This is a genomic window from Methanoculleus sp. MH98A, from assembly GCF_000691865.1.
GTDB lineage: Archaea > Halobacteriota > Methanomicrobia > Methanomicrobiales > Methanoculleaceae > Methanoculleus.
The window spans coordinates 1-18164 of record NZ_JMIO01000019.1; the positions used below are offsets into that span (position 1 = coordinate 1).

Here is an 18164-nt window from a genome sequence, read left to right on the forward strand (position 1 = left end):
CAGAGAGACACCACCCTCGACCCGTTCCTGGAACGGATCAGGGACGTCATGGAGGACCGCGACCTCTCCGAGATGATGACGCGCGGTGTCGTGAACGACGGCCTTAGCGAAGCAATCGACATCACCGAAGCGATCGACATGGGGGAGTTCTGAACCCCCGTCCATTCTCATAATCCACTGAACACTTTTTTAGTATTACGAATCGATCTCTTCTCCATGAGGTTGACCTGGCTTGGCCACGCGTGTTTCTTGCTTTCCGGATCGCAGACGGTCCTCATCGATCCCTTCATCCCGGAGGGATCGCTTCCCGCAGAGCCCGATATCGTTGCCGTGACGCATGCCCACGCCGACCACCTGGGCATTGCCGCGCAACTGAAGAAGAAGACGGTCGCCGTCAACGAGGTGGCGAAATACCTGAAAACGAAGGGCGTTCCCGCCGAACCGATGAACCTCGGCGGCACCATCACCGTCGACGGCGTCCGGTTCACGATGACACCCGCGCTCCACTCATCGTGGCTGGAAGATGAGGGACCGGGGTTCTACGGCGGTGTGGCCGCCGGGTTCGTCATCACGATGGACGGCGTCAGCATCTACCACGCCGGCGACACGGCGCTCTTCTCCGATATGCAGCTCATCCGCGACCTCTACCGGCCGGACGTGGCGCTCCTCCCCGTAGGCGGGTGCTTTACGATGGGGCCCGACGAGGCGATGATAGCGGCGCGGTATGTCGGCGCGCCGCTCGTGATCCCGATGCACTACGACACCTTCCCCGCCATCCGGCAGAACCTGGAGGAGTTCAAGCGGACCATCGAGCGCACGACGTCGATCCGGGTCGCGCTGCTCTCGCCGGGAGAGAGCATCGAGGTCGGCCCGGAGGGGGGCGGGGAGTGAGGGGGCCCACACCCAATTTTTATGGAAGGTTAACGCACATCTTCGATGCTTGACTCCTCCAGCCACGTTCTGGGCGTTTCAAGTCCCGTGCACGGTTTTCTAGGGACTGTACACTTTCGATGTTCATGCTCCGGCCCTTCGGTCAGTCACCTATCGCCACGCACTGCCCGCCCCCTTGGGGGCGGGAGGAGCGCGAAGCGCGGGAGGTGGGGGTTTTTGAGGAGAGGTTTGCGAGTGCCAATATAGGGAGGTGTTCGATAACTCAGGAAGGGCGACGGACAACTCTAGGAGTTTGAGAAAACCGAAAGTCTTCGAGTGGGGTTACAGATGTCGGCGTACTGGCAGATACAGGGGAGGGGGGCATGCCCCCCTCCCCGTCAGCCCCTCCCCCAATGGCGATATCCAGTGGAAAGCCGTGTACAGGCTTTGCGACATCGTGAGGAAGAATCAGCCGTAAGGGGAACAGAATCAGCCATAAAGGAAACCTTCGCACACCCAAACCCCCACCCTTCGGCGCCTGTTGAACCAGCGCACCAGCCTCCAGGACTCACCGCTCTAGCAAATGTGCTCGCCGGAGCGCAATACTTCTCCTCACCAGACCCCGTCCCCTCGAAGAACTTCGTTCTTCTCGTCCTCCTGCCCCCGCACCTCACACCTTCGGTGCTCGAACTCCGTTCCCATGGAACGTCGTTCCTAACGGTGCTCCAACTCCGTTCCGGAGGAACGTCGCACCTTCGGCCAGTCGCACACCCAACCCCGCACAAAGATATATGTGCTCTCACGCCTGGAGTGACGCGGGCTCACCGGCCCCCGGTGAGAGTATCCAGCATGAGGTGAGGAAAATGGAAGAGAAGATGTTTACTCCCGGCGGCATGGAGCGCCTGCAGGCCACGAGCGACCGGGAGAATATCCCGTATCCCCGTGGTGACGGGAAGGTCAAACTGGTGAACTCGGAGTGGCTGGAACGCCACTTAACCGACACAAACCTGACAGTCATCGACGTTCAGCCGAACATACACGACTACATCCAGGAGCACGTCCCCGGTGCCGTCTACCTGACCGAAGGCGTCCTGCGGGTATCAAACCGCGGCTTCCCGGGGTCGTACAGCCCGAACGCCTGCCTGCAGGAGTCGTTCCGGCGTGCGGGTATCGAGGCCGACTCCCCGGTCGTCGTCTATACCGGGAAAGGCGCGTTCTCCGGCGCGGGCGACGGACTCGGACAGACGATGATGGCCTACACCCTGGCGAAATACGGCCACAACGCCGTGTACGTCCTCGACGGGGGAATTGACGCATGGAAGAGCGAGGGGCGGGAACTCTCGCAGGACTACCCCGCGGTCGAGCCGTCCAGGTTCACCGTCGAGGTCCGGGACGACTACCCCATCGGGTACGAGGAGTTCGTGCGGATCAAGGACAACGACGATGTGGTCGTGCTCGACGCACGCCCGGCAAAGGTCTATGAAGGGAAGGGGCCCTGGCGGAAGGCCGGGCATATCCCCGGTGCCGTCAACCTGCCCTGGAAGAGCCTGATGCACGAGGCGAACCCGGCACGGCTTAAATCCAACGACGAACTCGACATGATCCTGGAAGAGCACGGCGTCGACCGGAGCAAGACGGTCATCTGCTCGTGCGGAACCGGGAGGGAAGCCACGAACGAGTTTGTCCTCTTAAAGTGGCTCTACCTCTACCCGAACGTTCGGATCTACGAGGGATCATTCACCGAGTGGGTTACCCATCCGGACAACCCGGTCGTAGAAGGGCCGGAGCCCCGAGGAGCGAGAGTCGAGACGGCTCCCGCACGGTAATCCTTAAATGCCCGGGCAACCGGCCAAAACCTTTATTTTCTACATTTCCCAAACAGAAATCATTAAATATTAGACTGCACTAGATAGACCTAGAGAGATTTGGATCCACGCAAGACACTTCCCCCCTTGACGTCGTCTTTTCGTGTATCCTCTTCTCTCTAAAAGCGACGGGCCGAAGGGTGCGACGCTCCTTAGGAGCAGAGCATGAGAAGGCCGAAGGCCTTCGAGTCCGGAGCTCGAGAAAACGCTTCGCGTTTTCGAGTTGCGAGGTCCCGCAGGAACCGAGCAGGAGCACCGTCAAGGTGCGACTTGCGACGGGCCGGAGCACCGCAGGCACGAAACCGCATTTCTTCCGGGATTACCGTCCACCGGCAGGCAGGTCTCCGCGACGCACCGCCGCGTTTTACCGAGCAAGAACGTCTTCAGGACCGCCGATTCTTTGATAACCCGACATCTCCCGTATCCAGGCAACATTTATGTACATCCGCCGCCATTACATTCTTCGTGGATGGTACTGTCGCCGGGATCGCTCCCGTGGACGATGAAGATCCCGGCGATCACACGATGGGGGACGCCTTGTCGACATTTCTCACCCTAGAATACCCGTATTGCTACGTAGCGGAGCACTGCCTCCGTGCGCCTGCCGGCTGTTATGGTGCAGCATCCGCCTTTGCAGGAACGGCTCCCGGGGAGAGTCTGCGGCCGGGCACACGGCATGAAACGGACCGGGAGGCGTGGGAACTCACGCGTATCGGCGGAGCAGCCGACGGGTGGGCGGAGACATGAAGAAGATCGTCGTTCACGTGCGGGAGGACGGGCACGAGAAGGTAGAAGAGGTTCTCGAAGGCCTCCATTATACGATATCGCTCGTTCAGGACATCTACAGGATCACCATATACACGCCGGAGGAGAACCTCGACGACCTGATCGATAAGATCCAGGGCGTACTGGACCTGCGGTACAACGAGAACATAATCGAGGTATCGACACCGGAGTTCGTCATCTCGTCGCTCCTGAAACGTGCCGAGAAGAAGGTCGAAAAAAAGGAAGAGAAGACACCGGTCGAGAAACTGCTTGACACCGTTAAGGATTATGGGACCCTGGATCTGGAAAAGTTGTCGTTGACGTCCATCGCCGGGCTGGTAGCCCTCTCCGGCCTGCTCCTCGACAACCAGACGATCATCATCGGGGCGATGCTCCTCTCCCCGATCATGGGCCCGATCTACGGGTTCTCCGTCTATGCCGCTCTCGGCAGGATCGAGAACGCCCTGCGCTGCCTCGGCGTACTCGCGGCGCTGCTCCTGGGTGTCCTCGTCCTCTCCGCAATCGCCACCTTTCTCATCAATATCGTCATACCGCTCACGATGACCGACGAGATCGCCACGCGCCTCGTGGTGAACCCCATCTACACGATAATGGCGGTGCTCCTCGGATTCGCAGCGGTGGTGGCGTTCAACCGGGGCACTTCGGAGGTGATCGCCGGCGTCGCCATCGCTGCCGCCATCATCCCGCCGACGGTAGTGGCCGGCCTCATTCTGGTGCTCCAGCCCATGAGCCTGATCACTACTGCGCTGCTGGTGACCGGGCAGGTTGTCGGGCTGATAGCGGGGGCGCTCGTCGCCGTGACCGTGCTGAAGATCAAACCCAGGGATACCCGCGACCAGACCATCGCAAGGCGATATATGACGTGGTCGGTCGCGATGATCGTGCTGCTGATCGTCCTGCTTCTCTGGATCTCGTGGCTCATGTGGAGTTAGCGGCGCCATCGCACCGAGCGTAACCAGGAGCGTACCGGCCCGGGATCCGGCTTCTTCCTGGCGCGCCCGTTCCCGGGGCGCTACGCCGATCCGGACCATATGCTTACCATGCAGGTGCCCCGAGCAGACAGACGTTCCCAAAGGAGACTATATGAGTATATTCACCCCCCCATAAACTCCGGTAGCGTATATACTACAGAGAATGCATATATCCTCACGGCACCAACGCCTACCAACCCATGGAGATCAGAAAAGTCCAGATCACCGGGGGTTCGTCGTACATCGTATCCCTGCCGAAACAGTGGATCAGGTCCGCGAACATCCAGAAGAACGATCCGGTGGGACTGGTCGTGCAGCCCGACGGTTCGCTCCTGGTCACCCCCAAGATCAGCGGTGAATCGGCCCACCGGACCAGGGTCTTCGAGGTAGGAGCCGCGACCGACCGCACCTACCTGCTCCGCCTCCTCGTAGGGGCGTACATTGCCGGATTCACGACCATCCGTCTCGAATCGAAAGGAAGGCTGCCGCCGTTCATCCTGCAGCTCGTCAGGGAGTTCACGCAGATGGCGATCGGGCAGGAGGTGGTCGGCGAGACGGATTCCTCGATAACGATCAAGGATCTCCTCAACCCCGCAGAGATGCCGTTTGAAAACACCATCAAACGGATGCACCTTCTGGCGCGGGGGATGCAACAGGACGCGATGACCGCGATAAGAGGGCATGATACGGCTCTTGCGAGCGATGTCGTCGTGCGGGACACGGAGGTCGACCGGCTGCACTGGCTCATCGCGCGGCAGGACAATCTCATCGCGAACGACGCCACGCTCGCGCGCCGGATGGGCATCCCGGCAACCCGGGCGGCGTACTGTTTCCAGGTAAGCAGGATCATCGAGCGGATTGCCGACCACGCCACCCGGGTCGCGCACAACGCCCTCCTCCTGATCGACCGGGATATCGAGGCGGCGACGCTCGATCTCATGGACGAATCAAGCGCGCTTGCGCTGCAGATCTTCTCGTGGAGCATGGAGGCGTTTCACACGGGAGACGTCGAAAAGGCGAACACGACGCTTCAGAGGGTGCGCGACCTCGAGGAGATGGCCCGCGACATCAATACCCGGGTGCTCCGGTTCGATGCGGTGACGGCGATCCCAACGGGGCAGATTGCAGACAGTATCCGGCGGATCGGGGAATATTCCGGCGACATTTGTGAGAGCGTCATCAACTATACCGTCGGGCAGACGGCCTGACGGCCCGTCGGCCCCGGGAGCTCTTTTTTTCGGGTAGAGAGCAAACCAATCGATAACGCGCAAGTATCTTCACCGGCGATATCATGGGCACACTCATCCCGCTCGTCGTTCTCGTCATCGTCTTCCTCCTGATCGCGATCCGAAAGATCGGGAACACCGACTTCCGCATCTGGCAGGTGATGCTCCTCGGCGCGGCGGCCGTCCTTGCAACAGGATCGATCGCGCCGCTCGACGCGCTCGCGTCGATCAACCTCGACGTGATGCTCTTCCTCTTCTTCATGTTCGTGATCGGGGAGGCGCTTGCGTCGAGCGGCTACCTCTACCACCTCTCCTTCCGCCTCTTCTCGCGGGCGGGGTCGGTCCGGCACCTGGTCGTTCTCATCCTCATCGGCGCAGGCGTCCTCTCGGCGCTCCTGATGAACGACACGCTCGCGGTCGTCGGCACCCCGCTGATGCTCTACTTCGCCCGGCGGCACGGCATCTCTTCAAAACTCCTGCTGCTCGCTCTTGCGTTCGCCGTCACGACGGGAAGCGTCCTAAGCCCCATCGGGAACCCGCAGAACCTCCTCATCGCGCTCTCGGGCGACGTTGCAAACCCGTTCATCACGTTTCCCCTCTACCTCGCCGTCCCGACGGCGATCTCCCTCCTGCTCGCCTACGCCTTCCTCCGCCGGGCGTTCCCGGACGAACTCAACTCCACCGTTCCGCTGGTTCACCGCGAGGAGGCGATCTGTGATCCCGCGCTCGCGGCCCTCTCCCGCCTCTCGCTCATCCTGCTCGTCCTCATGATCGCGGCAAGGGTCGCCGCGGTGATGCTCGTCCCGGGCATCGATATCCCGCTGACCTGGATCGCGGCCGCTGCGGCCGTTCCCATCCTCGCCGGGAGCGGGCGGCGGTTCGAGATCCTCCGCCGGATCGATTGGCCGACACTTGCCTTCTTCGCCGCCCTCTTCGTCCTCATGGCGAGCGTCTGGCAGTCGGGGTTCTTCCAGCCGTTCATCGAGGGAAGTTCGCTCGATCTCGCCGCCGTCCCGGTCATCGTCGCAACCGGCGTCGTCGCCTCCCAGTTCATCTCAAACGTCCCCTTCGTCGCCCTCTTCCTTCCCGTCCTCTCCCACCTCGGGACGTCCACGGTCGGATGATGGCGCTTGCGGCCGGCAGCACCATTGCCGGGAACATGCTGATCCTCGGCGCGGCAAGCAACGTCATCGTCATCCAGGGTGCGGAGAAGGAAGGCGAGACACTGACGTTTTGCGAGTTCGCGCGGGTCGGCGTCCCGCTCACCCTCGCCCAGGCGGTGGTGTACGTGGTCTGGCTCTCGCTCGTCCCGGCGTGAGGGACTCAGGGCCCAAACGACTCCATCGACCCCGGAACCGCCCCGAGATCCAGGTATATCGAACCGAACCGGACCGACGCGACGGCGGCCGGGTCGAAGGGCGGGGCGAAGACCTCGAGCCGCCGTCCTCCGGGGTGCAGATCTTCGACGATGCCGAGGGCGACAACAAAGTTCTCGGGGTCGTTGAGGGAGACCAGCCGCCCGGCGACCCGCGGGGGTTCCTCATGTCGGGCACCCTGCCCTGGAGACCGAGCCCACGGAGCGGGATCTCCTGCAGTTCTGCGCCGGCAAAATAGGAGGCAAACCGTTCCTCGCGGTAGCGCCGCCGCCCGGTTGCGGTCCTGGCGACGACCGCAGGGGATACGGGGATTCTGTGGATTGCAACCCCCGGGCGGCGGGCGAAGTTCGCAAGGAGCCGTTCGAGCTCCCGCCCGCGCTGAAGGGCGACGATGCGGGTGGGGCGCAGGAGGTCGATCATCTGGAACTGGAACTCGATGCCCGTCCCGCCGGAGACGAGTCCGGGCGAGTCGATGACGGTGGCGCGGGCGGAGAGTTCTTCGGCCTTCTCGACGAGGCGTTTTGCCCCCGTGATGGTCTGGACGAAGTGGCCGCCCGGGGACGTCGAGCCGACGAACCGGAGGAAAGTGGGACCGGAACAGAGGACCATCCCCTCGGTCGTCGGCGGGCCGATCCGGGACTGCCCCGTATCGCAGTCGACGTATGCCGTCCTCGTCTGCGCGGCCGTCGTATCGACGAGGTAACGGCAGAGCGTCGTCTTCCCGCTGTCCGTCGATCCGACGACGTAGACGCGCTCCCTGACATCCGACCCCCGGAGCGCCGCGGCGAGGCCTTCCCATCCTTCCCCGATGTCGATCAAACCCGGTACGCCTCCCCGGAGAAACTGTTGCGCTCCAGGGATATAACGCACCCCGCCGAAAGGCCGCACCCCCCGGGGAGAGTTTTATCTAAAGGGTGCCCTTACCTGCGGCCATGAACAGAACGGCAGCAACCACCGATCCGGTGCCCGCGGCTCTCGGCAGGACGTTTCCCACCCTCATGGCGACGTCCCTCTCCGGCAGGGTCGTCACCCTCCCCGACGATGCGGGCGGCGACGTCTCGCTCGTAGTCCTCGTCTTCCTCGAGTCTGCGGGGCCGATGGAAGAGTCATGGAGCGGCCCGTTCACCGGTGCGTTCACCGGGAATCCCCGGGTGAAGACCTACCTCGCTCTAGTCGTCGGCGACCGCCTCGTCGGCAGGTCCCTTGCCGACCACATCCGGCAGGGGCTCGCGGGCGGCACCCCTCCCGCAAAGCACGACCTGGTGCTGACCGTCCCGGAGGATATCGAACGGTGCCGGCGGGCCTACGGGATAGAAGACCCGTCGCTCGCCTACATCTACCTCCTGGACGGGCGCGGCATCATCCGCTGGATGGAGAAAGGGACCGCGACACCGGAAGGCCTCGCCGGACTGCTCGATACCGCGGGGACGATGCTCGAACCGCTTCTCGCGTGACTCACACCGGCGGGCGGCGGGCCGGCAGGATAGCGGCGATGAAGGCAAGCACGGGGCCAAGCACGAGGCCCGCCCAGGCAACCAGGGCGAGAGCCCCGAGCGCCGCCATGGCGATGCGCTCCCCGGCCCCGATGTGCCTGCGGAAGGCCACCAGGAGTGCCCAGACCCCGAGGAGAACGGGGATGACCGCGAAGACAAGGGTCAGGAAGAGGGCGGCCCCGACGTCCGTTCCCACGGCCGCGATAACCATCTGCATCAGGGTCATCGCGCCGCTCCCGATGAAGAGGAGACCGGCAACCACTCCGGAGAGGGCGAAGGGGGAGAGGGATCGGCGGCGCCGGAACAGCAGGGCGGCTCCTATCGCGAGGACGACGATCATCGGCGCGAAGATCAGAAGGAGGGGCTGCCCCTCGTGGCGGTGGATGGCGACGACGTCGATCGGAACCCGGATCCATTCATCAAGGGTGTAGGACTCGACGTAACCGAGCGCAAGAGCGTAGTTTCCTCCCTCTCCGCGGGTGTAGACCGCGAGGGTATAGTCGCCGGCCGCTGGCGCCGTCATATCGATCCGGGCAACCCTGTAGAGTTTCGACGGCGTGAACGGTTCGTACTCCGGGTGCTCCGGGAGACGCCCCGGCACTGCTATTGCGCCGGTGCCCTCCGGGAGAGCGACGTAGGGCGGGACGGTGCCTGGGTTCCCGATACCCGGCCCCGCGAGCACCATGCCCGGCACAAACCCGCCGGGACGCGGAACCTGGAGCGTTGCGTAGATCCGCTCCCCTTCCTCCATCCGGAACCGGTAGTACCGGGCGGCGGGGCCGTTTAGCAGGGTATCGTAGATCACCCACGACTTCGTCGGGTCTTCGACGGCGAGCGCCGCGTCGGGTGACGACCCGTCCCGGGCGAAGAGCGGGACATGAGCGAGGGCGGGCGGCGTTGCCAGAAGCACAATAAGAAGAACGGAGAGCACCAAACGGCATCCCGGGGCCATAGCCGTCCCGTGACTTCCCGACCCATAAGGGTTCCGCCAAAAAAGTTAGAGATTCTTCAAGGCAACGATATCGGTCACGCCGGTCAGTTTCCAGATGTTTGAACGCTCTTCGGAGGCGATCGCCTCGATCGGCTCCTCGGGCTTATGGCCGAGCGCCGCAAGGATGTTTTTGGAGAGGTTGTGCGCTTGATCATGTTCACGAACTTCTCCCTGATGATCTTCTTCTCGATCGCGTCCTCAAGCTGCACCAGGTACCCCTGCATCGTCACGAAGGTGTAGCAGGAGAGGTCGCCGGAATACCTCTCGACCTCGACGGAGACGTACGGGTGCTGCCGGAAGAGGTCGTTCTTCCTGCCGTACTTGGTTGCCAGGAAGTAGAGAAATTTTCCGTCGAAAACGTACAGGAACGGGGCGATATACGGGTATTTCCCCCCCTGGAATGCGATACGGCTGAGAAACCCTTCCTCGATGAGTTTGTCGTACTCCGCCTTGTCCATATTCGGTATCTTCACGATCTCCATCGGGCATCCTCCTATGCCGGTAACCCGTGAGAGTTCATATAAGTTTCCACAAGATGCAGGGTTCTGCTGCACCATGAGCGGTCTGCGGGTCTTTTGCCGGCTGTTCCAGGCCACGGCCCTCAGCGAGCCAGCCCGCGCTGCCGGGATCAGAGTCGCGGATGCCGCAGATGTTCCGGTGCCGGAAACGGTTTTGCCGGAGAACCCTTTTTTCCAAAAAGAAAATATAATAATATTTATATTTATCAACTGAAAGAAAAATGCACATGAGCAAGCACCACCAGAACGCTCTGATTCTCCTTGGAATTGCCGTCTGTGCGGGATTCCTCCTCTCCGTACCGGCCGCTGCCGGCTCAGGCCAGGGGCTCGCGGTTCTGGAGACGGGAGAACTGCTGCCGATCTCGATCAGGGAGCCTCCGGCGGCAGAGAACGGATCGGAGCCATCCGGTGATCCTGTACTCCCGGACGAGAACGGTACCCCCGATGCTGTCCCGGTCTTCACCGAAGACGACGCGGACCCCGACATGCCCGCGGTGACCCCCGGCGAGGGTAACGCCACCGGTGCAATTCCCGCCCCGACCGGTGCCGACGCCGGCACGGAGCCGACGATGCCCGCCGGTGAAACCGGCAGTTACGACGACGAACGGCTGGCGGGATTGGTCGAGACCACCAGCATACGCCTGATGCGGCTCTCGATGGAGCACGCTCACGCCCTCTACCTGCAGGATGCAGATGCCGCCGCTACGGCGGCGGACGACCTGCATGCATTCTCCGTCAGGCTGCTCCGCGAGGTGGAGCCGCTCCAGGTCTCCCCGGAACGCCAGCCCTTCAAGGATGAGTTCGTCAGGTCGCTCGAGGCATACTCCCTGGCAAGCTCGAAACTTCTCGGCTCGACCGATCCCGGCGAAGATGCCGTTCCGGCGGCCTTCAGCGATCTGGCGGCGGCGTCGGAAAACCTTGAGACGGTCAGCCGCGAAGCCGGCGAAATACAATCCCGTGCACCCATGGTGAACGTCGCCGCCGGAGCACCCGGCACCCCGGCAGGAACCGGGCCCGTCGTAATGCCACCTCCACAAAAGGTGCTCCATCTCCTGGAGCGCCACACATACGACGATCCGGGCGGCGAGAATATGGTCTCGGTGCTCGCCGAGTCCACCCGAACCGCAACGGCATACCGGGAGGTTCCCGGAAATGAGTCGACCCCGACCGTCGAAGCAGGCGAAGGACGCATGTTCCTCCTCGTTGCAGTCAAGTCGACCAACCTCGGGCACAAGGGCGACTCCGACCTCTACACCATCGAGACGCCCGCACGGGACGCGTTCGTTCTCGACTACGAGGGGACTACGTTTGCGCCCCTGACGGTCCCGCCCTTCACCACGCTCGGAGAATCGTTCGACAAAAAGCCGCTTGAACGGTACGAATCACTGAAAGGCTACCTCTACTTCGATGTCCCGGAGACACTCGAGGCCTCCGGGGCGACGCTCAGGGCGGATCTCGGGTATGCCGGCACTCCGACCTGGAGACTGGACGAAGTGCCCGACGACGCGGAAGCGGTATAACCCGCACCGCCTCTTTTTTCACCCCCTCAGAGGGAGAGCAGTTCCACGTTCCGGGTTTCCGTATCCAGCACGGCAACGGTCGGCCGCCCGGTCAGGTAACCGCAGGCCTCCCCGGGGTTGACGACCAGCGTCCCCCCAAGCGTTCGGACCTGCGCCTGGTGGGTATGGCCGTGAACCACGACGTCGAAGGCCTTCCGTCCGATGAGCGCCTGCAGGAGTTCGCGGTCATCGCCGTGGAGAAGCCCTATCGTCATGCCGGCCGCGGTAACTGCGGCAAAGCTGCCCCGCAGGGTGAGCCGGTCGTGCTCGGCGAATCCGGCCGAAAGGAGACGGTGATCGCCGTCGTTGTTCCCGAGGACACCGATCATGGGAGACTGCAGGTTCGCAAGCCGGGGGATGACGAACGGCGAGACGTAATCCCCGGCGTGAAGCACCAGATCTACCCGTTCCCCGTTCAGGTGTTTTACGGCCTCGTCCACCATCTCAAGGCAGTCGTGTGTGTCGGAGAGGATCCCGATGCGCATGCATCATCCTTGGGCACCGTCACGATATATATGGCTGTCCATCGCCGCAGGGGCAGAGAGAACATATCCCTCCATTACGGCCCTCAAAGATGCGCTTTTATACAAACCTCCCCGGAAATCCGGAATATTAACACCTAACCCGGCTTTTTAGAGCGTAAAATCTTTATAAAACCATTATCCCATACTGGAATGGGGGAATGCTCCCAGAATTATGCCGGGGCACCGAAAAAAATGGATCTGCAGAGGGACAGCATGTGGGCATACATCAAGTACTCTGACGGCAGAACAGAGGAGCGGGAGTTTCCTGCGGGGGTATACATCGAGATCGGCGACATCCTCGAGGACGGATCGGTCGTCATTGATGTCCCGTACCCCGACGAGATCGAAGACGATATGGAATCGGATCTCTACGACGACTGAAACCGCCGGAACCACCCTGCGGCCCGGCGCATCGGCTGGACGTTCGCCCCCTCCATCTCGCCGAGAGCAAACGCGAACCTTGCCCGGATCGTCGGCGGGAGGTCGCTCTCCGGTATCGACATGAATCCGTACTCCCCGTAGAAGTCGACGAGGTTCCTGACCGAATGCATGTACAGGGTGTCGTGCTGGCACGCCTCGACGAGTGCGTCCATCGCCCGCCGGGCATATCCCCGCCCCCGGAACCTGACCGGGGTGAAGACGCCGTCCACCTCATAGCCGTCCGGGTGCCGGCGGCACCGGGCGACGGAGACCAGCGTGCCGTCAGCAAAGACCCCGAATATCCGATCCGTCTTCGGGTCCGCCTTCAACTCGTGGTAGTCGAGCCAGATCTCTTCTGCGAGCCCGAACTCCTCGCTCCGCAGTTCCCGGGTCTCGATCTGCAGGCGGATCGAGACCGCCAGCACCAGAACCGGCTGTTTTACGCACCCGATAACGGCGCTCGTGACGCTCCCGAGCGGGGCGGCTCCCGCAGCGTCACGCCTCCCTATGCGCGGGATGGCAACCAGGGATGCGCCGATCTCGTCCGCCACGGCGCAGATGGTGCGTGCCGGATCCCCGGCCCGTACCAGCGGTTCGAGTTCCCGCCCGGGGGCCGACAGACTGTCTTTCAGGGCGGCGAGCCGGCCGCCGGTCTCCTGCTCCGTCTCCGAACGCCCGGGTTCGACGACGTGCAGGAGTGCCCCCGTCCCGTCCCCGGCAACACCCTTAAGGAGCGAGCGGACTTCGGGTGCCGGGTCCGCGAGATCGGTCGGCACCAGCAGCCGTGAAAAGAGCGCCGGCCCGTCTCCTGCCGACTGCGGTACGATCAGGACAGGCACCCGGGCATCCCGGAGCACGGTGGCCGCAACGTTGCCGGAGAAGAGGTTTCGGAGAAGGCCCGGGTCCCTGATTCCCATCGCAATCAGGTTCGCTCCTATCTCCGCGGCGGTCCGGAGTATCCTCTCGGGGACACCTGTCCCGTCGTCCTCCGCAACCACCGACTCGACGGGGAGGCCCTGCCGCTGCACCACCTCCTGCATCCGGCGGAGCGCATCGTCATCGGCGGGCGAGGGGGCGGCTGATCTCCTGGCGTGGATGAGGACGACCTCGCGGACGCCCGGAACCTCGCCGACCCGCTCCGCCATGGTGGAGGAGGCCTCGGAGAGGTCCGTTGGAATAAGCACCTTTGCAAACATTCTTCTGCCTCAGATTATTCGGTATCCGCCCGGGGGCACGTGTATCTCGAACCTCGCCCCCCTGCCGGGCGTTCCGGTCTCCCGGATCGTCATGTTCGTGATGGCGAGGATCTCCCGGACGAGGAAGAGCCCGAGCCCGCCTTCGATGCCGACGCCGTAATCGAAGATCCGCTCTTTCTCCGATTCGGGGATTCCCACGCCGTCGTCCTCGATGAAGATCGAGAGCCCGTCGTCCAGGATCCGGTAGGTGATGACGACCGACGATACGGTCTTCCCGTGTCGGGCGGCGTTCTCGATCAGGTTCGAAAAAACCCGGTCGAGCATCGGGTCGGCGAAGACCTCGAGCCGCTCAACCCAGGAGCGAACCGATACCCCCGGGAGCAGCAGACACGACGTCACCTCCCGGATCACCTTCTGAACCGGCTGCCAGCCCGGGGGCCGGAGGCCGAGATCCTGGTAATCCCGGGTGATCTCGGCACGCCGCTGCACCACCCGGGCGTTCTCTTCCAGGGTCCTGAGGTAGCGGCGAACGCCGGGATCGTCGAACTCCCGCGCCCCCTCGGCGATCCGCCCGAGGAGGTCCGATACCGCCGCCGCGAGATCGCTCCGGGTGAGGTGGCCCAGCATATTCAGCTTGGCGTTCGTCCGGCGGAGTGCGTCCTCGGCGTTCTTCCGGGCGGTGATGTCGACGAGCGTGAGGACGATCCGTCCGTCCGGAAGCCGGCCGGCCGATACGAGCACCAGAACGGCCGTTCCGTCGATACGGCAAAGGGTCGTCTCGTACTCGTAGACGGTCCCATCCCGGTCGATATCTGCCGCCAGCGCCTCCCAGGCACCGGGATCGTCGAAGAGCCCGGCGACATCCTTCCCGGCCAGGTCCTTCGTCGTGAAGCCGAGGAGCGCGGCGCCCACGTAATTCGCCTCCTCGATGCGCGGCCCGGACTCACCGGGGGCAACGATGAACGTTCCCGCCTCCGAGTTATCGAAGATCCCCCGGTAGCGCTCTTCCTGCTCTCGCAGCCGGAGCGAAAGGAGCGATACGACGGCGCCGACGGCGGCGAAGACCCCCGCCCGCGAGAGCACCGAGGCGACAGCTCCGGCCTCTCCCCCGGCGAAAGGCAGGATCAACGCCAGGTACCCGAGAGCCAGGGCAAGCGAGAAGACGGTTCCATGGCGGGGGAACCAGTAGGCGGCAAGGATGATCGGCAGGTAGAACAGGTGCGGGAGGACGACGGTAACGCCGGCAAGGAGGCCGGCGGCGTTTGCGATGAAGGCAACGAGAACCGATGCCGCAAGCAGGAGGAGCCGGGTATCCTGCCTTGCGGATCGGCTGCGGCGCGAGGTCAGGCTGCCCGCCCCCTGACGCTGGTGCGCAACGCAACCGATCCGCCGGAACCCCGGACGGGAAGGATCGCTCCACGGCATGCTCTCTGCATTGTTATAAGGCGCTTTGACTTTCGGCCTTTAAAAGGAATATGGTCGGCGGGGACGGGGAGCCGGGTGCCGGGGAACTCCCGTCCCGCGGGGACAGGGTCAGGCAAAAACATATGCCATCCTTTCCGCCATTACTGATCAGGATAATCAGGGAATGACCATGAAGATCTCGCTCCTCCAGGTGAACACGGTCGTCGGCGACCTGGCCGGCAACGCCGACCGGATTGCGGCGGGTGTCAGGGAAGCGTCCCGCCACCGGCCGGACCTGATCGTCGCCCCGGAACTCTCCCTGACCGGCTGCCCGCCCCGGGATCTGCTCCTGCAGGCAGGTTCATAACCCGGAGCCTCGCCGTCCTGGACGACCTGGCCGCCGGGCTCGCCGATGCCCCGCCGGTGCTCGTCGGTTTCGCCGAACCGAACCCCGCCGGGACCGGCCGGCCGCTCTTCAACGCCGCCGCCCTCCTCCGGGAGGGGGAGGTGCGGGAGACGTTCCGGAAGACCTCCGTCTCCGGCGTCTTCGACGAATACCGCTACTTCGAGCCGGCGGCAGAAAACCCCCGGGTGCTTCGCCTCGGCGAGAGAACGGTCGGGGTCTCCATCGGCGAGGAGATCCTGTGGGGCGGGGAGGTGCCGGACGCGATCGTAAACCTCGCAGCATCGCCGTTCGCCGCAGGCAGACAGCGCCTGCGCGAGGAGGCGCTCTCGGGGCTTGCGAAGGAGTATGGGGCCGCAATCGTCTCGGCAAACCTCGTCGGCGGGAACGACGACCTGGTCTTCGACGGCCGGAGTACTGTTTTCTCCGCCGACGGAACCCTCGTCGCCCGCGGTGCGGCCTTTGCCGAGGACGTCGTAACCGTCGATCTCGCCCGCCCCGCCCCGCAGGCGGTCGCTCCCGACGACCGGGACCCCGAGTCCGAGATCTGGCGGGCGCTGGTGCTCGGGACCCGCGACTACGTCCGTAAGTGCGGATTTACGTCCGTCCATCTCGGCCTCTCCGGCGGGATCGACTCCTCGCTCGTGGCCGCCGTCGCCGCCCGGGCGCTCGGGCCGGAGAACGTCCTCGGGGTGCTCCTCCCCTCCCCCCACACCTCCGCGGAGAGCATCGAGGATGCCCGAAAACTTGGGGAGAACCTCGGTATCCGGGTGCGATGCATCCCGATCGCTCCGATGATGGAGGCGTTCGACGGCGCCCTCGCGGATGTCTTCACGGGGCTCGCACCCGACATCACCGAAGAGAACCTGCAGGCCAGGATCCGGGCGACAGTCCTGATGGCCCTCTCGAACAAGTTCGGCTCCATGCTTCTTTCAACCGGGAACAAGTCGGAAGCCGCGGTCGGCTACTGCACCCTGTACGGGGATGCGGCGGGGGGGCTCTCGGTGATCGGCGACGTCCCGAAGGGGATGGTCTACCGGATTGCCCGGTGGTTGAACGCGAAGGAGCCCGTCGTCCCCGAGAGGGTGCTAAACAAACCTCCCTCCGCGGAGCTCCGGCCCGGCCAGACCGACCAGGAGGTCCTCCCCCCCTACGACCTTCTCGACGCGATCCTCCACCGCCATATCGACTGCTTCGAGTCCCCGGGCGAGATCATCGCCGCCGGGTATCCCGAAGAGACCGTCCGGGAGGTCGCGGGAATGGTCGAGCGCTCGGAGTTCAAGCGCCGGCAGTCCCCGCCTGGGATCCGGGTGACCGGCAGGGCGTTCGGCCCCGACTGGCATATGCCGATCGCCGCGAAACCCTGGTGGCGGTGATGGCGGCGACCCTCACCGGCGACCTTCCTCTCATCTACGACGCTCTCTTCGCGGCGTTCGGCCACCAGCACTGGTGGCCTGCAAAGACGCCGTTCGAGACGATGGTCGGCGCGATCCTGACCCAGAACGTCTCCTGGACGAACGCGGCAAAGGCCGTCCGTAACCTCGAAGACGCCGGGATGCTCGACCCCCGCCTCCTCGCCGCGGCCGATACCCCCGAAATCGCCCGCCTGATCATCCCTTCCCGGTACTACAACCAGAAAGCAGAGCGGATCAGGGAGTTCGCCGGGGTCTATGTCAGGGAGTTTCACGCCGACCCGGCGGCGATGGCGGCCGTGGAGACCGGCGAACTCCGCGAGCGGCTGCTCGCCCTCCGGGGTTTCGGGAAGGAGACGGCGGACACCATCCTGCTGTACGCCTGCGAAAAACCGGTCTTCGTCGTCGACGCCTACACCCGGCGGATATTCTCGCGCTACGGCCTCCTCCCCGAAGGGGCGTCCTACGACCTGACGCAACGGCTCTTTGCCGAGAACCTGGACCCGGACGTGGAACTCTTCAACGACTACCACGCCCAGATCGTGCGCCTGGGAAAGACCGTCTGCAAAAAGTCTCCGCTCTGCGACCGCTGCCCCATCCGCGAGGTTCAAGGGACGCTCCGGTGCGCCGTGGGGCGGGGTGAAGGGAGTTAGGTCTTCTGGGTGCGACGGACGGAATGCGACTGGCCGCAGGGCAGGAGCATGAGCACCGGAGGTGCGAACGTCCGGAGCTTGGGAAAACGCGAAGCGTTTTCGAGTTGCGACGGGCCGAAGGGTGCGACAGTTCACTAGAACCGGAGCATGAGAAGCCCGAAGGGCTTCGAGTCCGGAGCGCGAGCACCGTCAGGTGCGGGGTACACACAGCGGAACGACGGGTGCAGGAGCACCGAGGGGGCAAAGCGCGACGGGAACTCGTCAACAATCACACGAACTTCGCGTTCTCGAAGACCTTCGGTCTTCTCGAACCCCGCCCCTTCGGCCAGTCGCGTAACGAACCACCGCAATCGCCATGACTGCCCCCGCCCCTGAGGGGCGGAACGACTGCCGGGAGCGTAGCGAACGGCAGGAGTTTGAGCACCGAAGGTGCGAGTGAGGAGCGCGAAGCGCGGGTGGGGTGGGGCAAATGAGATGTGTGGATCTTTACGAATTGG

Annotated in this window: 18 protein-coding genes and 2 pseudogenes; 14 read left to right on the forward strand and 6 right to left on the reverse strand. The window is 63.8% G+C overall.

What is annotated here, in order from left to right; all coding sequences use genetic code 11:
- The 7 genes and pseudogenes from EI28_RS03795 to EI28_RS15400 form a co-directional block, all read left to right on the forward strand.
- Positions 1-153, forward strand: a pseudogene (locus EI28_RS03795) (response regulator receiver protein); the annotation flags it as partial.
- A 63-nt stretch (positions 154-216) separates the two neighbouring features.
- Positions 217-891 carry a metal-dependent hydrolase gene (locus EI28_RS03800; protein WP_048112791.1) on the forward strand — a complete coding sequence of 225 codons (675 nt, stop codon included), beginning with the start codon at positions 217-219 and terminating at the stop codon, positions 889-891.
- A gap of 842 nt (positions 892-1733) precedes the next feature.
- Positions 1734-2696 (forward strand): sulfurtransferase, encoded by a 963-nt coding sequence (locus tag EI28_RS03805; RefSeq protein ID WP_082223072.1) that lies wholly within the window; start codon positions 1734-1736, stop codon positions 2694-2696.
- Positions 2697-3478: 782 nt separating this feature from the next.
- Positions 3479-4453 (forward strand): TIGR00341 family protein, encoded by a 975-nt coding sequence (locus EI28_RS03810; protein ID WP_048112793.1) that lies wholly within the window; start codon positions 3479-3481, stop codon positions 4451-4453.
- 239 nt (positions 4454-4692) lie between these two features.
- Positions 4693-5700: a phosphate uptake regulator PhoU gene (locus EI28_RS03815; RefSeq protein WP_048112795.1), complete on the forward strand. Its 1008-nt coding sequence runs from the start codon at positions 4693-4695 to the stop codon at positions 5698-5700.
- Positions 5701-5783: 83 nt separating this feature from the next.
- Positions 5784-6842, forward strand: a complete 1059-nt coding sequence (locus EI28_RS03820; RefSeq protein ID WP_369792242.1) for an SLC13 family permease — start codon at positions 5784-5786, stop codon at positions 6840-6842.
- Positions 6839-7036 (forward strand): DUF1646 family protein, encoded by a 198-nt coding sequence (locus tag EI28_RS15400; protein WP_369792243.1) that lies wholly within the window; start codon positions 6839-6841, stop codon positions 7034-7036. The genes EI28_RS03820 and EI28_RS15400 overlap by 4 nt, the downstream gene beginning before the upstream one ends.
- Here EI28_RS15400 and EI28_RS03825 read toward each other — a convergent pair.
- On the reverse strand, positions 6981-7913 hold the full coding sequence (locus tag EI28_RS03825; RefSeq protein WP_048112798.1) for a Clp1/GlmU family protein: 933 nt from the start codon (positions 7911-7913) through the stop codon (positions 6981-6983). The genes EI28_RS15400 and EI28_RS03825 overlap by 56 nt on opposite strands.
- Before the next feature lie 113 nt (positions 7914-8026).
- Here EI28_RS03825 and EI28_RS13105 point away from each other — a divergent pair, with 113 nt between their 5' ends.
- Positions 8027-8548: a hypothetical protein gene (locus tag EI28_RS13105; RefSeq protein WP_052379656.1), complete on the forward strand. Its 522-nt coding sequence runs from the start codon at positions 8027-8029 to the stop codon at positions 8546-8548.
- A gap of 1 nt (position 8549) precedes the next feature.
- On the opposite strand, the gene EI28_RS03835 is transcribed toward EI28_RS13105, so the two are convergent.
- Entirely contained in the window at positions 8550-9518 is a 969-nt protein-coding gene (locus tag EI28_RS03835; protein ID WP_052379657.1) for a hypothetical protein, read from the reverse strand.
- A 66-nt stretch (positions 9519-9584) separates the two neighbouring features.
- Positions 9585-10060 (reverse strand): annotated as a pseudogene (locus EI28_RS03840) (pyridoxamine 5'-phosphate oxidase family protein).
- A gap of 73 nt (positions 10061-10133) precedes the next feature.
- Between EI28_RS03840 and EI28_RS13940 the strand changes: the two are divergent.
- The gene (locus tag EI28_RS13940; RefSeq protein ID WP_155937238.1) at positions 10134-10310 is read left to right on the forward strand and encodes a hypothetical protein; all 177 of its coding nucleotides are present in this window, start codon (positions 10134-10136) and stop codon (positions 10308-10310) included.
- 13 nt (positions 10311-10323) lie between these two features.
- On the forward strand, positions 10324-11616 hold the full coding sequence (locus tag EI28_RS03845; RefSeq protein ID WP_231476568.1) for a hypothetical protein: 1293 nt from the start codon (positions 10324-10326) through the stop codon (positions 11614-11616).
- A gap of 26 nt (positions 11617-11642) precedes the next feature.
- On the opposite strand, the gene EI28_RS03850 is transcribed toward EI28_RS03845, so the two are convergent.
- Positions 11643-12140: a metallophosphoesterase gene (locus tag EI28_RS03850; protein WP_048112804.1), complete on the reverse strand. Its 498-nt coding sequence runs from the start codon at positions 12138-12140 to the stop codon at positions 11643-11645.
- A 231-nt stretch (positions 12141-12371) separates the two neighbouring features.
- On the opposite strand from EI28_RS03850, the gene EI28_RS03855 reads away from it, so the two are divergent.
- Positions 12372-12560 (forward strand): hypothetical protein, encoded by a 189-nt coding sequence (locus EI28_RS03855; protein ID WP_048112806.1) that lies wholly within the window; start codon positions 12372-12374, stop codon positions 12558-12560.
- Here the strand turns inward: EI28_RS03855 and EI28_RS15405 are convergent.
- Both EI28_RS15405 and EI28_RS03865 read right to left on the reverse strand, forming a co-directional pair.
- Positions 12548-13795, reverse strand: coding sequence for a GNAT family N-acetyltransferase (locus EI28_RS15405; protein ID WP_082223073.1), 1248 nt, complete (start codon positions 13793-13795; stop codon positions 12548-12550). The two genes, EI28_RS03855 and EI28_RS15405, sit on opposite strands and share 13 nt — an antisense overlap.
- Positions 13796-13804: 9 nt before the next feature.
- A complete protein-coding gene (locus tag EI28_RS03865) occupies positions 13805-15220 on the reverse strand; it encodes an ATP-binding protein (RefSeq protein WP_048112808.1) in 1416 nt (471 codons plus the stop codon).
- Between the two features lie 163 nt (positions 15221-15383).
- Between EI28_RS03865 and EI28_RS14685 the strand changes: the two genes are divergently transcribed.
- Genes EI28_RS14685 through EI28_RS03875 form a run of 3 tightly spaced genes read left to right on the forward strand, consistent with a single transcriptional unit; the run spans position 15384 to position 17667 of the window.
- Positions 15384-15566 carry a nitrilase-related carbon-nitrogen hydrolase gene (locus tag EI28_RS14685; RefSeq protein WP_231476569.1) on the forward strand — a complete coding sequence of 61 codons (183 nt, stop codon included), beginning with the start codon at positions 15384-15386 and terminating at the stop codon, positions 15564-15566.
- 26 nt (positions 15567-15592) lie between these two features.
- Entirely contained in the window at positions 15593-16978 is a 1386-nt protein-coding gene (locus tag EI28_RS03870) for an NAD+ synthase (protein WP_231476573.1), read from the forward strand.
- A complete protein-coding gene (locus tag EI28_RS03875) occupies positions 16978-17667 on the forward strand; it encodes an endonuclease III domain-containing protein (RefSeq protein ID WP_048112856.1) in 690 nt (229 codons plus the stop codon). The genes EI28_RS03870 and EI28_RS03875 overlap by 1 nt, the downstream gene beginning before the upstream one ends.
- Positions 17668-18164: the final 497 nt, after the last annotated feature.